Source organism: Vibrio sp. RM-41-2B, assembly GCF_024744415.1.
Classification (GTDB): domain Bacteria; phylum Pseudomonadota; class Gammaproteobacteria; order Enterobacterales; family Vibrionaceae; genus Vibrio; species Vibrio diabolicus.
In genome coordinates, this window is the sequence record NZ_JAMQWD010000005.1 from 132706 (window position 1) to 148992 (window position 16287).

A 16287-nucleotide genomic window follows, 5' to 3' on the forward strand; every position below is an offset into this window, starting at 1 on the left:
CCCAGATGCGAATCAGTGACAATCAATTTAGCCAAATGATGCTGCAAAGCCTGCAAGGTAACAATGCAGGTCTGGGGCACGTGCTACAACAAATGACGACAGGTGAGCGTCTAACTAAACTATCTGACGATCCAATGGCATCGATTAAGCTGCTTAATTTGGATCGTGAAAACAGTGCCATCGCCCAATATCAAAACAATATCGCAAACGTCAAAACCACGCTTTCGAGTCAAGAAACACATTTAGACTCAGTGAAAGAGAGCCTAATGAGCATGCGTGATATTGCATTATGGGGCGCGAATGGCTCACTGACTGATCAAGACCGTACCGGTATGATCACGGAGCTAAAGAGCTATCGTGATTCAATTGAGTCGTCTTTCAATGCTCAGGATGAAGAAGGACATTACCTATTTTCAGGCACCAAAACTGACACCCCTGCTATAAACAGTGCAAGCGGTAGTTATGTCATCGAGGGCAACAGCGATAAACGTGTCGTGACGATTGCGAAAGGCGTAACGATGGGTTCCAACATGACGGCAAAGGACATTTTGGACCTTGGTGGCGGCAAAAACGTACTGGATCAAATTAATAATCTAATTACAGAATTTGAGAACCCGAGTCCGAATTTCCAAGCCGAAGTGGACGCAAGCCTGAGTGCCATTGATGATACGTTGGCAAGCGTACTTGGCACGATGACGGAGATTGGTGGCCGACACAATAACCTAGATTTGGTTGGCGGTGCTCATGGTGAGAATAAACTGTTCGTCGATAAAGTATCAGGTGACCTCTCAGCTCTGGATTACGGTGAAGCATCGGTACGCTTGAGCAATTACATGGCGGCTTTGCAAGCAACGCAAGCGAGCTATGTAAAGATCAATGATCTATCGTTGTTTGACCGTCTATAAGGTTAGGAAGTTCTTTTATGGTAATGAGTACAGTAGAGGTCAGACCCCATAGCATACGCTTGGGTGGGCAAGAACAAGCCTCTATCATGCCGACCCGTTCTGCAGACTCAAGTACTGCAATTAAACCGCGCCCGGCGCAAGTTCAGGCTGACACTGCGTCAGCCTACTCTGTCTCTGGGATTCAACTGACCCAGGGTCAGCAGCAAGCGACGGCAGTGCAGATCGCATCGAAATCGTTGCAGGTGATTGGCAAAGAGCTGACTCAAATTAAACGTGGCTTGACGCAAGCGGTGAATCAAGGCGTACAAAATGTACCTGGCTTGCAGGATACATTGGTTCGTTCTAAAGCCACCATTCAGAACGTTGTGGAGCATGCTCGTTTCGACGGCCAGAAAGTGCTCAACAACGAACTGCATTTAAAGCTAGATAAAGCAGACATTCGTCGCTTTTCTATTCCTGGCTTGAACGTGCATCGCTTAAGTGACAAGGCTGAGCAAATTCGTTTGGATTTCCCTCAGGGTCAAGCGGTAATGATTCAGTTCGATGGACAAGCCGATGGTGCTCGAACTGTCAAAATGCTTGACCGAAGCTTGATTGCTTTAGGGATGCGTGCCTCATTAGCTGACGATGGCAGCATTTTATTTGAAGCCAGAGACAACGCTTATCAGCAAATGCAGCAGAAAGTGATGGTCACGGGCGAAGGGCACCGTTTTCCTGCGGGCCAGCCGAACGTTCTAAATCTAAAGTCAGAGCCAGATGGTATTGCAGAACTTGGGTTTGATTTGGCGTCACGCGATGGCATGAAACAGACGATTGCCAAAGTGAACCAGCACCTAAGACAAGTGCAAACGAGCTTGCAGGAAGCGAAAGCATTTCATGGAGAGTTGAATACTCAAATGCGCTCAATTCAAAATAAAACCGCGCAGCTTTCTGTGGATGATGTGAATGCAAAACTGGATGGTTTTGTGCAGAAGTCTGGTGAGTTTACCTCGACTTTTCAAGCGTTGAATGCACAAGCAAACGTGCGTCGTCATACGGTTGTTGCGTTGCTAAAATAACGAACACTCCAATGATTCCCGGCTTTGCATCGCTATCGCCCCCCAATAACGAGAACGGTGCATTGTCGGGAATCTCTCTTTAATTCGTTTATGGTTCGAGTGCTTTTGCCACCGAGCGATTCAATTTCTGGAATAACCACCCAAGCGCGATTAAAGATGCTCCTAAACCTAAGAAGCTGATTGCTCTCCAGAACCCATCCAGAGAACTAACATCCCATAAGAATACTTTGAGTGCGACAAAAGCTAAAACCACTAGACCCACGCGCTGCATCATCAACCCTCTGTGTGTCACACCGCGCCAAGTAAGCAATCCACCCACGAGCAAACCTGCTACTGAATAACTGAACAGTTCTGCCATGCTGGTCGGTTGGTACAACATCATGGATGTGGTTTGCCAGAATTGACGGATAGACATACCTAACCAAATAGCAGCAAGTGCAAAGCCTAGGCTAGCAACCGCAAATCGATGAACATGTAACGTATTCCAGCCTCTAAAGGTTGCGATAAGTAGGATGCAAGCTGGCAGCAACCAGCCGACGCTTAGCATATTAATAACGGGAAGAGCTTGGGCTGAGACGTTGTCAGTCACCAATGGCGACTCTGCCGTATTAAGCAAAATTATCAGCAATGCGAAGGCACACCAAAGCAGGTAGCTGTAGGCTTCATAGATGCGGCTTAAGCGTTGTGCAAATTGGCTACGGTAGCTGTACACCAAACCCATAACCAACGCTTGGTTAGCAAAAACGATGGCGCTTGTGAAATCAAGGTGTCCCAAATAGCCGTACTGCCCAGTTAACCAGTAGTTGGTTTGGGTGAATAGCGCCATTAAGAATACATGCAAAAATGCGCCTTCAAACCAGTTGGTCAGTTCGAGGTCCACTTGCTTTAGCGTGGCTCGAGCATAGAGCAGGATGATGAGAGACGGTAGGTAACTCACAATAACCCAAGCCCAATGTCCTGCTTCTACGGGTTGCCATTCAGGGATGAAGGGTAAAAGTGTGAGGCGGATGACCAGTATCCCCATCGCCACTTTAATCGCCCAACTTGCGGGGCGAAATAACCCTGATTGCGTCTGTAGCGCCATTACCGCAACTTGTATCGAGATTGCTGTCGTCAACCAGGTATCGCTTAACCAAACAAAGGCGACGCCTACGATTAAAGCGTGCATGACGGCAGAACATTCCAATGCTAGCGAATGTAAGCGCTGACCAAGTACAACGTAATAAACGGTCACCAATGCGCAGAATGCAGTCCAGTGCCACAGGTAGCCTTGCATAAATTCGTCGACATAAAACAACGTAATCAAACTCATTGCTGGAGCCAGTACCAACAGAAGTACGCCGCTAAGTTGCGATCGGTCACTGAGTGACTGGCAATAAGTTCGACAGCAGATCAGTGCAATACTGGTGGCCAATGCGAGTAAGATACTGGCACCATGTTCTGGCATATACAAAGCGTCAAACGCGACAGTGAGGACAACAAGTGCGGTCGCAGAGACCAATATGGAAGGCAAAAATACGCGCAATGACCAACCTGTGCGAACCGCTGGGAGCCATACTGTCGCAACGAGCAGCGCATAACAGTACACCATTTGCAGTGTGTCCAATTCTGGCATTCTAGTGACAGCCGAAAAGGTCAATAACGCAATCGCGAGAGAGGTAGCGGTCGGCGGATTTGTCCACTTATTCTGGCATTGATGAGAACGAGGATTGAGTGTCCAACCCAGTCTTGGAACGGCGAAAATAAGATAGAGCGTAATGGAGAGATAAATAGCCAGCCAAGAAAAAAGCGTCTCAAGCGGCATGCTTTCAATGAGCAACAGCATCCAAACAACATGTGGAAGCGCGATGCTTGGAGAAATCCATGCACTACGCACTTTTTGCATTAGCAATGTTGCCGCGACCGAGATCGCGCTGATATACCCAGCTAATAAGAAGTAATTAGGCTCGCTTCCACCAATCCATAACGGTGCGGTATATCCACCAATCAGACCAAGCACCGCCATCAACGGCCCTTGCTGTAAAGATAGAGCCAAGCTGCAAAATGCGGCAGCGGCTAAGATGATAAGCGAGACACTAGGTGTCAGCATTTGATAAACAACAAACGCAAAGATAACCGTGCAGTAAATGCCAGTTAGCCCGGTTCCGGTAACGGCGGCAGGCACATAAGTAAAGCCTTGGGCTCGTGTTGCTCGTTGAGGATTTTGTTGTTCTTTGCGGTGGAACCATTCGCCAACAAGCACCATAAGTAACGAGAGTACAAACGCAAAGGACACACGCATAAGTGGCGAAAACTCAATGTGACTACCAATAACCTGTACGAGATACCCCCCACCAATTAGCATTGCCAGCGCGCCCACCCAAACCAACCAGTTTTCTTGAATGTTGCTAAACAGACTCTGCACTCTACTTGGTAATATAGACTCTTGTTCTTGACTAAAAACGTCCAGTTGAACTTCGCTTGTCTGGTATTGAGCTTGATGTGTTGTGTTTGGATAAGATGCTCGGTCGGTAATCGGGTCATGCTCCTTAGAGGATGAGGAGTTTGCTTCTTTTGCTACCTCTTCAACGCTGGATTGTTGGCGCGTTGGTTGGTTCGAGTCCTTATTTAGACTGACTCGCAGTGATGTTACCTCTTCACGAAGTTTGGTTAGCTCTTTTTCTAAAAGTGCTGCTCGGTTGGCGGCTTTCACTCCGATGAGGATGGCGAGCAACGCCATGAACAGTGCTAGTATTACGTACAATCCATTTCTCCCTGCGTACGTCGCGTGACACACGATTCTTAACTTTGAGCACGTACGCTAAAGCTTAGTCCAAGCGCTTTGCCTTAGCTTCATATAGTGCTAGGTTCCGCGCTTTCTTTAAGAATCATTCTACATAATGAAACTCAATGCGTAATGATGAATTCGACAAAGCGACATACTTGTGTGTCACTTTAAGATCTGATGAACAGAAATGAGTCGTTAAGTCATTGGGGTTCAACTATATTCATAATTCTGATGCGATACCCAAGTGACCTCAAAAATGTGCATTTCAGAGGCATGCTGTCGAAGAGTCGAAGGTAAGCCGTTTAGTCTGCATGCCAAGTCATGCTTATTGAACCGCACGCCCGAGGTTATTTGGGTATAGCGCATTCACGCGAAAAAAGACAAAACAGGTAATGATTAATGCAAGTGGGTAATGAAGCGCTGGTTCTATCAGCGGTTGGGGTCATTGGTTTAGGTTGTCAGTGGTTGGCATGGCGATTGCGCTTACCAGCGATTTTATTTTTGCTGCTAGCTGGGTTGATTGTCGGGCCATTTATGCAGTGGTTAAATCCAGATGAGATTTTAGGGAATTTGCTCTTTCCGTTGGTTTCATTGGCGGTTGCGGTGATTCTTTTCGAAGGCAGCTTGACCCTAAACTTTAAAGAAATTCGCGGTGTGAGTGGCTCAGTCTGGAGTATCGTTTCCATCGGGGCCATCATTTCGTGGGCAGCAACCAGTATTGCGACGCACTATTTCCTCGGTTTTACTTGGGAGCTCGCCATGTTGTTCGGCAGCTTAACCGTGGTAACAGGTCCGACGGTGATCGTGCCACTTCTTCGGACGGTAAGACCTAACAGTACGCTTGCTAATATATTGCGTTGGGAGGGGATCTTGATTGATCCACTCGGTGCGCTTTTTGTTGTGATGGTTTATGAGTTCATCGTATCGCACAGCGCGATAAATAGCGTCGAAGTGTTCGGGACGCTCATTGCCGTGGGCGTCATTCTTGGTGCGGCCTCTGGCGCAGCAGTCGCAACGATTATGCGCCGTGCGTGGCTACCGGAATACTTGCAGCCATTTGCGGTTTTGATGATCGTGCTCGGCGTATTTTCCGTCTCCAACCATATTGAGTCTGAAGCCGGATTACTCACGGTTACTGTAATGGGTATGTGGCTTGCCAACGCAAAGGGCATCAATATTCAACAAATTCTGCACTTTAAAGAGCACTTGACCATATTGCTGATCACCGGCCTATTTATTTTCCTTGCTGCACGCATCAGCTTGGATGATTTTGCTGCGCTGGGTAGTGGCGCGTTATTGCTGTTTGTATTTATGCAGTTGGTGTCGCGTCCGTTGTCGATTTTCCTCTCAACCATCCGCAGTAACTTGAGACTTAAAGATAAACTGTTTCTGTCTTGGGTTGCACCGCGCGGTATTGTCGCTGCCTCTATTTCGTCTCTTTTCGCGATCAAATTGACCGAATACGGTATTGATGAAGCGATTTTACTGGTTCCTATGACCTTCATGGTGATCATCGGAACGGTTGTTTTACAAAGTGCAACGGCACGTCCTGTCGCATTGATGTTGGGCGTCGCGGAGCCAGCGCCACGCGGCTTCTTGTTGATTGGTGCTAACCGAGTAGCCAGAGAAATTGGTCAAGCGTTGGCACGTTATGACCGCCGCATATTGATGACCGATTCTAACTGGGAGTACATCAGTCAAGTTCGTATGTTGGGGCTGGATTACTACTACGGGAATCCGATTTCTAGTCACGCAGATGACAATTTGAACCTGATAGGGGTGGGACAAGTCGTTGCATTAACGCCTGATCAGCATTTCAACATTATGGCTTGCATGCAATTTGTCGACGAGTTTGGTGAAGATAAAGTTCACTGCTTGCAAAAAGTGAAAACCAACGGCAATGGTAGCGAGAAGCACTCCGTGGCTCAGGAGTACCACGGTAAATTGCTGATGGGCGGTAACGTAAGCTATACGCAGCTGGCCAGTTTATTGAGCCGCGGTGCAGAGATAAAACACACGAAATTGAGCGACAACTTTACGTATCAAGACTACTTAGCGCACCACAAAGGGAACTCGGTAGTACCGTTGTTCCACGTTGAAGAAAAAGGGAAAATTCAATTCTGTGATGACCCTGAGCAGTTTGCTCCAACCACCACAAGCACCGTTGTGTCTCTGATTCTGTCAGAAAGCGCAAAGTAAATTAGAGAAGTATGCGGCCCATTTTTATCGTGGTGTCTCGCACGCTGATTACTTCAACTTGGAGAAACACTCGCCTGCTTGTTTAAAACAGAAGGCGAGTTTCTCTTCCTATAATGTCAGAGTAAGTCGTGATTCATTACTGGTTTCGGAAAAGTAATCTCGTGAATTCAGAAAATTCGCATTGACGTTACTGATAAGGATCGCAATACTGCGCGACTGTTTTACTTTAGGGTGACATTATGGCTCCGCAAACTAACCGAAAAGATTTACATCTAGACGCTGTTTTACATCATGACATGAGCATGAAGCATAAAACGGCGGGCTTTGAGTCTGTCGAGTTTGAACACTGCGCGCTGCCAGAATGTGACTTTCAGGCGATCGACCTTTCGACAGAGTTTCTTGGCCACCGACTGGCGCTGCCGTTTCTGATTAGCTCAATGACAGGTGGAGCAAAAGACGCAGAAGTGATCAATTGTCGTTTGGCTGAAGCTGCCAGTGAATTAGGCATTGCGATGGGCGTGGGTTCGCAGCGTATTAGCTTAGAAGAGCGCCAACACGCAGGTCTAGGTAAAACCATTCGTGATTTAGCCAAAGATGTGCCGCTTTATTCCAACCTTGGAGCCGCTCAGTTGCGCGACAAAGGTAAACTTGATAATGCGCAGCGTGCGGTTGAATCCATTCAAGCGGATGCGTTGTTTGTACACGTAAACCCAATGCAGGAAGTGTTTCAGAAAAATGGCGACCATAATTGGATTGGCGTCTTACACGCTATCGAGCAGCTTAAATCTCGCGTGAATGTTCCGATCATTATCAAAGAAGTCGGTTTTGGTATAAGTGGTCACGTTGCGCAGCGATTGGTTGACGCCGGTGTGGATGCCATTGACGTAGCGGGCGCGGGTGGCACAAGTTGGAGCGCGGTTGAAGGCTATTGCCAAGATAATCCGAAAATGCAGCGTGCAGCCGAGCTTTTTCGCGATTGGGGTATCCCGACGGCAAAATGTTTGACTCAGATAAGAGCACAGCATCCTACATTACCTTTGATTGCCTCAGGTGGTGTGCATAACGGACTTGAAGCGGCGAAAGCCATACATTTGGGCGCCAATCTCGTTGGGCAAGCGGGCGCAGTCTTGAAAGCGGCTACTATAAACACTCAAGCGGTGGTCGAGCACTTTGAGCAAATGGCGTTAGAGTTACGTTTAGCATGTTTTGGCACGGGGTCTTCTAAGATCAGCGCATTAACGCAAGCGCGCTACTTATAGGTGTTTATGGTGTCATTTACGCAGCTTGGCTCAATAATTTTTCGGTGTCTTAACACGTAGACTGATAATTTCGTTATAGTTGATACAAAAGTCACTTCAACAAGTGACTGCTTAGTTCAGACAGTTGAATGGGCATTTGTTGAAGCGATTGAGTTTTATTTTAATATTGTTTGCAACTGGAACCTTAAATTTATGAAAAAACTAGTCATGCTGATGTTGGCGGCTTCTGCTTTAACCGCTTGTAGTGATGAAGTGGGCACTGAAGGCTGGTGTAACGACATGCGCGATAAGCCAAAAACAGAATGGACAGCAGACAACGCAGTAGACTTTGCGAAGCACTGTGTTCTTCAAGATGGTGTGGGCAGCGAGCAATGGTGTGAGAACTTGAAAGATAAGCCAAAAGGTGACTGGAGTGCAAACGAAGCCACCAGCTTTACTAAGCACTGCATTTTCTAAGCACTACACTTTCTCAACACGGCGTCTCTCATTAAGAGCGATGACTGTGTTAGACAAAATATTAAGAAAACACCAAGCGTCTTGCTTGGTGTTTTTGTATCGACAATAGCTTGAGCTCTCACGTGCTGAGCACACCTATCTTTCCTCTGAGTAGAGTGTTTTACATTTTCGTTTCATTTTTGAAAACCTGTATTACCTGCCTTTAATTTTTCGCATTGCAGTGGCATGGTGTCGGTGTATTCGTCTAATTCAATTAGATTCATAACAAAAAGGGACTCAAATGGAAGTACTCAAAGGCTCATGTCTGTGTGGTAAGGTGAAATTGGAAGTGGCAGATGAATTCAAGTACATGGGAAATTGCCATTGCTCGGAATGTCGAAAATTTACTGGCTCTGACTATTCATCGGCGGGCGGTATTGCTCTAGATAAGTTGCTCATTATCCAAGGAAAAGAGGATATTCAAACTTATCAGAAAAGCGAAAATACCATGTTATGTTTTTGTCGCCATTGTGGATCGAGCCTGTATTCGAAAAAGAACAATGGGATTGTCAATATTCGCCTAGGTGTCTTGGATGATGCTCCATCCCACAAGCCAAATTTCCATATTTTTGTCGCGTCCAAAGCGCCGTGGCTTGAGATATCGGATAACCTGACTCAGTTTGAGGCCGGGCCCAAATAGAGTAGTAGCGGAAGAGAATTATTTAGTAACAGAGGGCGTTGCAATAAGTCTGCAACGCCCTCTGCACTTTTATTTTTGAAATTAGAACAGAGATGATTATTTTGCGTCTTGCAGTTCTTCTAAGCCACCTGCATTGTGCAGATTCGTGAACCCTTGCGATTGCAAATATTGATACGCTTTACCAGAGCGGTTACCACTGCGGCAGTACAACACGATCGCTTGATCTTTATCGACGTCTTGGAAATGTTTATCAAGATCAGATAAAGGGAAATTGACCGCATTGTCTAAATGCCCCTCAGAGAATTCTTGCGGCGTGCGTACATCGACAATCATTGCGCCTTTCTCAATCAGTTGCCACCCTTGCTCAGCACGCTCAGAAGCCGCAACGCTGAAAGAAAGCAAGCCAACGCACAATGTTGCAAGAAACAGAGATACGACCTTTTTCATTGTTTGATTATCCTTTTTAAGAGTATGTAACCACTCTAGATTTGATTGAACACATTTTCCATCATAAAGAGGTTTTAAGTGGTCGTGAATGTCAAAAGTTTCGATAGAAGATTTTATTCAATTCAATAAAAAATTTTTATGAAATCCACCTCTTGAACTCCAATTTTTCGACCTTATTATTCTCATCGAAAGCGAGCGGTCGACTCGCAAATCCATCTTGATGTTTATTCTGTCTTTTATTTTTGGTTCCAAGTAGGAGGCACTTAAAAATGAAAATTCGTCCTTTAAATGACAAGCTAATTGTTGAAAGACAAGAGGTGGAAAATAAATCTGAAGGGGGAATCGTTTTAACTTCTCAGTCGGTGAAAAAATCAAACCGCGGGAAAGTCATTGCTGTTGGTTTAGGTAAACGCCTTGAAAATGGCGAACGCGCTGCGATGGAAGTCAAAGTGGGCGACCAAATCATTTTCAATGACGGTTACGGGGTGAAAACCGAGAAAATTGACGGCGCAGAATACTTGATTCTGTCCGAATCTGATGTGTTAGCAATCGTTGAGTAATTATTTTTGTAGTAGTTTTTTGAGGAGATAATTATGGCTGCAAAAGACGTATTATTTGCTAATGACGCACGTCAAAAAATGCTGAAAGGTGTGAACTTACTGGCGGACGCAGTAAAAGTGACACTAGGCCCTAAAGGCCGCAACGTTGTGCTTGATAAATCTTACGGCGCGCCAACCATTACCAAAGATGGTGTGTCTGTAGCGAAAGAAATCGAACTGAAAGACAAGTTCGAAAACATGGGCGCGCAAATGGTGAAACAAGTGGCGTCCAAAGCGAATGATGAAGCAGGTGACGGTACAACGACCGCTACTGTACTGGCGCAATCTTTCATCAACGAAGGTCTTAAAGCGGTAGCTTCTGGCATGAACCCAATGGACCTAAAACGTGGTATCGACAAAGCTACTGAAGCGGCGGTTGAGAAACTACGTGAAATGTCTAAGCCATGCAGCGACAAAGAATCCATCACCCAAGTGGGTAGCATTTCTGCAAATAGCGATCGCGCGATCGGTGAAATCATTGCAGAAGCGATGGAAAAAGTGGGTCGCAATGGCGTGATTACGGTGGAAGAAGGCCAAGGTCTAGACAACGAATTGTCTGTGGTTGAAGGTATGCAATTCGACCGCGGTTACTTGTCGCCATACTTCATCACTAACCAAGAAAATGGCAGCGTAGAGCTAGACAACCCTTACATCCTATTGGTGGACAAAAAAGTCAGCAGCATCCGCGAGCTATTGCCAGTGCTAGAAGAAGTGGCGAAATCTTCTCGCTCGCTATTGATCATTGCTGAAGACATCGAAGGTGAAGCGCTAGCGACATTGGTTGTGAACAACATGCGCGGCATCGTGCGTGCGACGGCGGTGAAAGCACCTGGTTTTGGTGACAACCGTAAAGCGATGATGGAAGACATTGCGGTACTAACCGCAGGTACGGTCATCTCTGAAGAAATCGGCCTAGAACTCGAAAAAGCAACGCTAGAGCAACTAGGTAGCGCGAAGAAAGTGACCATCACCAAAGACACAACAACTATTGTGGGTGGCGCAGCAGAAGCAAGCGCGATTGCTGATCGTGTGGCTTCGATTGAAAAACAAATCGAAACAACCACTTCTCAATACGACAAAGACAAGCTTCAACAACGTGTTGCGAAGCTTTCTGGCGGCGTAGCGGTGATCAAGATCGGCGCTGCAACCGAAGTTGAGATGAAAGAGAAGAAAGACCGCGTGGACGATGCGCTACACGCTACTCGCGCAGCGGTTGAAGAAGGTATTGTTGCTGGTGGTGGTGTTGCCCTAACTAAGATCGCGAAAGAATTGGCGGATCTAAAAGGCGACAACGATGACCAAAACGTGGGTATCCGAGTTGCGCTACGTGCAATGGAAGAGCCTCTTCGTCAAATCGCAACCAACGCAGGTGACGAAGCTTCAGTCGTAGCGAATGCTGTCAAAGCGGGTGATGCCGATTACGGTTACAACGCTGCAACAGGTGAATACGGCAGCATGATCGAAATGGGTATCTTGGACCCTGCGAAAGTAACACGTTCAGCGCTTCAATTCGCGGCGTCTGTTGCTGGCTTGATGATCACGACTGAAGCGATGATCACCAACCACGTTGAAGACAAAGAACTTGATATCTAACGTTATCAATCGTTAGTGATTAAGTAGGCATTAAAACAACAATAACATTGCAAAACCTAAGCGGGCTCGCTTGAGCCCGCGAATCAGTCATTTGAGGTAAGTGTTATGACCCGTTTACCTGCGTTTTCTTTCTCAATATCTGAGCCGGGCGGTAATGAAGCTTCGTCAACGTGGCCGACTGCTATTCACTTCCCCCTCGTTCCAGCTGGGCCAGAGTTTTCGATCGAAAATGCTCTGCCTAAACGTCCGACAGTGACGATATTCACTATCGATCTGTCTCAGTTACTTAAAGGGGACGCTCGGGTCATTCATTAACTGTATCGAAACAGCCAACGTAAGTTGGCTGTTTTTTTCATTTCTGGGTGTAGGTCAAATTATTGATAATGTGAATCGTTTTCGTTTTATTGTTGCTATTTGTTCAATGTGTTAGCTTAAATTGGGATTGTTCCCAAGTAAGGTAATAAAATAATGAATAAGAAAATACTGCTTCCCTTAATATTAGGGATTTCCGCTACTGCCGCTGCTTCTGATAACAAGGTTGTAGAAAGTGTCTTGATTGATGACATCGCGCTAGAAGGTTACGTGAAAAAAAGCTATGAGGTCGTGATGCAAAGCGAGCCTGAGCTTTTCCCGTACGCGTTTCGTGGTAGCCGTGTGCAGGTGAAGTTACTGGTTGAGTTATTCCATAATTCAAAGAACGACAAAAAAGCGGCTCGCGTGATCACTCTGGGGAATGGTTATGTACCAGGTAATCCGGGTGTAAAACACACTTACGATGCTGCGATTGTGGACCGTTTTACTCAAAACTACCCAGTCACGTTCGACTACAGTATCTATCAAGCTGGTGGCACGCCGGTATTTAGTGAGGATTACTCACCGCAAAACGAAGCCAATGATGTTTCCGTATCGACAACCACGGTTGCTCCGTCTATCGGCTTAACCGCGACTGCAACACCGGGCTCGGCACCAAGTTTTTCTGGCTCGTTGACGACCGACCTGGGTGTGGCTTATACGTCTCGCTACTCAAGTAAGGATTACGTCACCGCAGCAAAACCAAAGGCTTCCATGGAACGTGGTATGGGTGTTAAGTGGACCACCTCTCTTAGCCAAATTTACACCAACGATTACCAGTACTACGGTAAATGGGCGGGCGTTTACCACTACACAGGTTGTTCAAACGAGAACCTATTACCAGAAGAGAACTTGCCGCGTTTGATCTACGGTTTCAAACCGAAATTTCAGTACGTGTTCACACCAGAATTTGAGCACGGAGAAGAGCCAAAAACGGAGATGATCGCACGAGCTGGCATGAAAGAAGTTGAGGAAGGTTTCTCTCGCAATGCGTGTAACTGGTACGATCAAGGCACAACGAGCCACTACACTGAGGCACAAATTCGCTTCACGATTGATTGGGATACGCTCACCGTTATCACTCAATAAACGTTTCACTTATCAGACCGAAGGTTTGTGGATTGTAATGCGGCTCTAGTAGCCGCATTTTTATCGTCGAAATCTGATCGCAAGCGCATTAAGTCTTTAAGCCCAGCATCGCGCCGAAAGTGACCAATCCCGCCCCACATGCTTGGGCGGATTGGCAGCAATCAACACGTTGTGAAACCTTCAACGGCAACACTCAGCAATCATTTGCGCATTTTTATTTTTGCATACAAGCCGCGGTGGGTAGCTTAGGCGCGGCGATGGGATCGTATCCTTTTGTTATGGACGATATTAAGCGCGGTAATTTGGTCGCGCCATTTGGTTTTGTGTTATCAGGTTGCAATTATGTTTTATTGAGCCAAGATAAAAAGCGTACAGAACTCGAACATAAATTCATCACGTGGTTACAAACGCAAATGGTAGAGTGTGTACCACTACCATCGCAGCAAAATACGCAAGGCGAATAGAAGGCGTAGAGCGTGATTACGTCAGTCAGTTTGATGGAAAAGGGCTTAGGAAATTGGAAATGGAAAACCTCAATATTGTTGAAATCAAATCATTTGTTCCAGCGAAAGATTACGCGCTCTCAAAACGTTTTTATGAGGCGATAGGCTTTGATATGGCGTCAGACTTCGGTGATGTGGCGTACTTCTCTCAAGGCAGTTGCGCGTTTCTTTTACAGAATTTTTATGAGCCAGAACACGGCAACAACTTCATGATGCACTTGCTCGTAGAAGACGCAGAAAGCTGGCATCAGCACTTATCCAAAGTAGGCCATGAGGAATTTGGTTCGCGTTTAACTGAGCTGGTCGAGCAACCTTGGGGTATGCGCGAATGTTGTTTGTTTGACCCTAGTGGCGTTTTATGGCGAATCGGTCAGAACATGAATACTGATTAACGCCAGTCCTCTTTTCACCACATCTATATCGCGCAGGTATTGAGATCTCGATACCTGCGCGTTTTGTTTTTGCTTAACCTTGCCAACGTTTCTCGCGCACTCACGCCTTTTTCGAGGTGGTGTGTGATGGACTGACCCCAAAAAGCTCCTCAAGCAGCATGGCTTTGAGTTCTGCTCTGACTTCTGCGCCACCGATTAACGCCAAAAGTGCGAGTCCTCCTGGAATAAGGATGACCATTAATATCGGTCTTAAAATATACGAAAAGCAGAAGATGGTCGGGAAGAAAATCAATCCTTGGCCTAGTTTGTTTAATACGTACATGAGCGATTCCTTTTGTTTCATATAAAATGAGCATGCTCAATTTTATAAATGAGCGCGCTCAATTTGTCAATCTCAACCACGCAAGGTATGATCCTTTCAGGCTCATTAAGCAGACACATCAATGACGAAGCGACAACAAACCAGAGATAAAATTCTAAAAGCCGCATGGGCATCTTTTGCTCAAAATGGCTATGACATGACGACCACAAGGCAGATAGCGAGAGAAGCAGGAGTAGCCGATGGTACGGTGTTCAGCCACTTCCCGACTAAACTGTCGATTTTACGCGAAGGGATGCTGACGCAACTGCAACAGATCAGCCAAGAGACGCTAGTCAGTGTGGAAGGTAAGACAGCTATCGACATTGGTTTGGCGCTGACGGAGAAATACTATCGCTACTATTTTGCGAACGTCGAGCTGAGCCGAGCCTTGTTGAAAGAGGTGATTTGGGATTTGGATTATTACCAGTCGTTTAACCAAGCTTTGTTTGAATCTTCAAGCGCAAGTTCTGTTCTTGAAGAGAAGATGCCGTTGATTTTTGACTGCTACTTCATGACGCTAATCGCACATTTAAGCCGAGCAGAACCGGATGTTGAAGTGGCACTTGAAGAGCTTCATGCTAAGTTTCAGCAAATCATTGCGACTACATAAAATGGCCCCAACGCAGAATTTGAAAGAATATACTGCCTGTCATTTTATTTGCTGGACTCCCATTTTCTCGTTTCAGTTGGCGTCTCACCAAATAGCCGCTTGTAGCTTTGACTGAACTGCCCGAGATGAAAAAAACCAAAGTCAAAAGCGATTTCTGCAATTGTTCGATTATCTTCAGGGCTTTGTAGCACTCTACGTACTTGATTCAGCCGCATTCGGTGTATGAATTGCTTTGGCGAAGTATTACAGCAATGTTCAAAAGTGTACTGCAGTGTTCGGCGACTGACGTGCACAGCGTCACACAGTTCACTGACGGTGATCGGAGTTCTGTAATCTAAGTCGTGTAGCTGTTGCTTTATGCGGCGCATCACATGCTGACGATGAGAGATTGATATCGGGTGGCTTGCGCTTGGTGAACTGATTGAGAACAGTTCGAGTACGATGTCTTTTAAAACCACCTGATGTGTGCTGTCAGACCATCGCGACTCAGTGGGACCGAGCAAAGTACCCAAGTAGTATTTAAGTTGTTGAATGTGTTTTTCCGTCAAACCCGTTAAGTGCAATGTGTTGTTTTGGATACTCCCAAGCTCAAGTTGATTTTCTATGATGTGAACGAAGTTTTTGTCGAGCACTATTCCATAGATAGAAAACTGCTCCGGTGTCATTAACTCAAAATCAGCGCCACCTTGCCTAAGCAAAAGTTGGCTTGAATTAAACTGACTGTGATTTAGGTGTAGCGGTTTATTTTCCGCACTCAAACCCAACCAAATTCCCCCTTCTTCAACCCTGCATTGCTGTCTTAGTGAGCGGTTACTGTCTTCACGAAATACATGGAAATTGGGAAATCGTCGTTCTCGAATTTGACCTAAAAATCGACCATTGCTGAGTTGGTCATATTCCTGTTGCCAGTTTATCAGACTCGCAGCTTGTTGGTTTGCATCCTTAGTGTGATGGATGCACAGCATTGGTGCAGTTTGGGGCATTTGGTTACTCATCCTTGTGATGCTCATTCCTTTTTT

The 16287-nt window shown here is 46.1% G+C and carries 16 protein-coding genes and 1 pseudogene; 13 read left to right on the forward strand and 4 right to left on the reverse strand.

The genetic code is table 11. The features are described 5' to 3' along the window. Positions 1-5: 5 nt before the first annotated feature. Both flgL and NB463_RS04055 read left to right on the forward strand, forming a co-directional pair. The gene (gene flgL / locus NB463_RS04050) at positions 6-905 is read left to right on the forward strand and encodes a flagellar hook-associated protein FlgL (RefSeq protein WP_258431861.1); all 900 of its coding nucleotides are present in this window, start codon (positions 6-8) and stop codon (positions 903-905) included. A gap of 17 nt (positions 906-922) precedes the next feature. Then, positions 923-1963: a hypothetical protein gene (locus tag NB463_RS04055; RefSeq protein ID WP_012842382.1), complete on the forward strand. Its 1041-nt coding sequence runs from the start codon at positions 923-925 to the stop codon at positions 1961-1963. Positions 1964-2051: 88 nt separating this feature from the next. On the opposite strand, the gene NB463_RS04060 is transcribed toward NB463_RS04055, so the two are convergent. Then, complete coding sequence (locus NB463_RS04060; protein WP_405054834.1) at positions 2052-4682, reverse strand: DUF2339 domain-containing protein; 2631 nt, start codon at positions 4680-4682, stop codon at positions 2052-2054. Between the two features lie 447 nt (positions 4683-5129). Between NB463_RS04060 and NB463_RS04065 the strand changes: the two genes are divergently transcribed. From NB463_RS04065 to NB463_RS04080, 4 genes are all read left to right on the forward strand, one after another. Further along, complete coding sequence (locus NB463_RS04065) at positions 5130-6929, forward strand: cation:proton antiporter (RefSeq protein WP_005395287.1); 1800 nt, start codon at positions 5130-5132, stop codon at positions 6927-6929. A 239-nt stretch (positions 6930-7168) separates the two neighbouring features. Then, entirely contained in the window at positions 7169-8188 is a 1020-nt protein-coding gene (fni, locus tag NB463_RS04070; protein ID WP_258431864.1) for a type 2 isopentenyl-diphosphate Delta-isomerase, read from the forward strand. Between the two features lie 192 nt (positions 8189-8380). Continuing rightward, positions 8381-8644, forward strand: coding sequence for a DUF3012 domain-containing protein (locus tag NB463_RS04075; RefSeq protein ID WP_005395285.1), 264 nt, complete (start codon positions 8381-8383; stop codon positions 8642-8644). A 280-nt stretch (positions 8645-8924) separates the two neighbouring features. Beyond that, positions 8925-9323, forward strand: a complete 399-nt coding sequence (locus NB463_RS04080) for a GFA family protein (protein WP_005395284.1) — start codon at positions 8925-8927, stop codon at positions 9321-9323. A gap of 96 nt (positions 9324-9419) precedes the next feature. On the opposite strand, the gene NB463_RS04085 is transcribed toward NB463_RS04080, so the two are convergent. After that, positions 9420-9770, reverse strand: coding sequence for a rhodanese-like domain-containing protein (locus NB463_RS04085; protein ID WP_134645406.1), 351 nt, complete (start codon positions 9768-9770; stop codon positions 9420-9422). Between the two features lie 269 nt (positions 9771-10039). Between NB463_RS04085 and NB463_RS04090 the strand changes: the two genes are divergently transcribed. From NB463_RS04090 to NB463_RS04115, 6 genes and pseudogenes are all read left to right on the forward strand, one after another. Continuing rightward, a complete protein-coding gene (locus NB463_RS04090) occupies positions 10040-10330 on the forward strand; it encodes a co-chaperone GroES (protein ID WP_005373989.1) in 291 nt (96 codons plus the stop codon). Positions 10331-10363: 33 nt separating this feature from the next. Continuing rightward, complete coding sequence (gene groL / locus NB463_RS04095; RefSeq protein ID WP_005395280.1) at positions 10364-11962, forward strand: chaperonin GroEL; 1599 nt, start codon at positions 10364-10366, stop codon at positions 11960-11962. A gap of 105 nt (positions 11963-12067) precedes the next feature. Beyond that, positions 12068-12277 (forward strand): hypothetical protein, encoded by a 210-nt coding sequence (locus tag NB463_RS04100; protein ID WP_005464025.1) that lies wholly within the window; start codon positions 12068-12070, stop codon positions 12275-12277. A gap of 153 nt (positions 12278-12430) precedes the next feature. Then, complete coding sequence (locus NB463_RS04105; RefSeq protein WP_258431868.1) at positions 12431-13402, forward strand: leukocidin/hemolysin toxin family protein; 972 nt, start codon at positions 12431-12433, stop codon at positions 13400-13402. A 134-nt stretch (positions 13403-13536) separates the two neighbouring features. Beyond that, a pseudogene (locus NB463_RS04110) lies at positions 13537-13866 on the forward strand (LysR family transcriptional regulator); the annotation flags it as partial. A 59-nt stretch (positions 13867-13925) separates the two neighbouring features. Continuing rightward, positions 13926-14297: a VOC family protein gene (locus NB463_RS04115; RefSeq protein WP_005395273.1), complete on the forward strand. Its 372-nt coding sequence runs from the start codon at positions 13926-13928 to the stop codon at positions 14295-14297. A 100-nt stretch (positions 14298-14397) separates the two neighbouring features. Here the strand turns inward: NB463_RS04115 and NB463_RS04120 are convergent, their stop codons facing one another. Then, entirely contained in the window at positions 14398-14619 is a 222-nt protein-coding gene (locus NB463_RS04120; RefSeq protein WP_017819779.1) for a hypothetical protein, read from the reverse strand. 121 nt (positions 14620-14740) lie between these two features. Here NB463_RS04120 and NB463_RS04125 point away from each other — a divergent pair, with 121 nt between their 5' ends. Next, complete coding sequence (locus NB463_RS04125; RefSeq protein WP_258431870.1) at positions 14741-15268, forward strand: TetR/AcrR family transcriptional regulator; 528 nt, start codon at positions 14741-14743, stop codon at positions 15266-15268. Positions 15269-15312: 44 nt separating this feature from the next. Here the strand turns inward: NB463_RS04125 and NB463_RS04130 are convergent, their stop codons facing one another. Next, entirely contained in the window at positions 15313-16263 is a 951-nt protein-coding gene (locus tag NB463_RS04130) for a helix-turn-helix domain-containing protein (RefSeq protein WP_258431871.1), read from the reverse strand. Positions 16264-16287 lie beyond the last annotated feature (24 nt).